The 758-nt window shown below is 50.9% G+C and carries 1 rRNA gene; it reads left to right on the top strand.

Features of this window, described 5'->3' with window-relative positions:
- A 23S ribosomal RNA gene (locus HMPREF2813_RS02885) occupies positions 1-737 on the top strand; the annotation flags it as partial.
- Positions 738-758 lie beyond the last annotated feature (21 nt).

Below are 758 nucleotides of genomic sequence, written 5' to 3' on the forward strand. Positions count from 1 at the left end.
CCTTGAAATACCACCCTTTAACGTTTGATGTTCTAACGAAGATGACGAAACGTGGTCTCGGACAGTGTCTGGTGGGTAGTTTGACTGGGGCGGTCTCCTCCCAAAGCGTAACGGAGGAGCACGAAGGTTTGCTAATCACGGTCGGACATCGTGAGGTTAGTGCAATGGTATAAGCAAGCTTAACTGCGAGACAGACAAGTCGAGCAGGTACGAAAGTAGGTCATAGTGATCCGGTGGTTCTGAATGGAAGGGCCATCGCTCAACGGATAAAAGGTACTCCGGGGATAACAGGCTGATACCGCCCAAGAGTTCATATCGACGGCGGTGTTTGGCACCTCGATGTCGGCTCATCACATCCTGGGGCTGAAGTAGGTCCCAAGGGTATGGCTGTTCGCCATTTAAAGTGGTACGCGAGCTGGGTTTAGAACGTCGTGAGACAGTTCGGTCCCTATCTGCCGTGGGCGTAGGAGAATTGGTTGGGGCTGCTCCTAGTACGAGAGGACCGGAGTGGACGCACCACTGGTGTTCCGGTTGTGTCGCCAGACGCATTGCCGGGTAGCTAAGTGCGGAAGAGATAAGTGCTGAAAGCATCTAAGCACGAAACTTGCCAAGAGATGAGTTCTCCCAATCTAAGAGATTGTAAGGGTTGTTGTAGACTACGACGTAGATAGGTCTGGTGTGTAAGTGTAGTGATGCATTGAGCTAACAGATACTAATTGCCCGAGAGGCTTAACTATACAACGCTCAAGTGTTTTTGG

The sequence above is a fragment of the Haemophilus sp. HMSC066A11 genome, from assembly GCF_001811665.1.
GTDB lineage: Bacteria > Pseudomonadota > Gammaproteobacteria > Enterobacterales > Pasteurellaceae > Haemophilus > Haemophilus influenzae.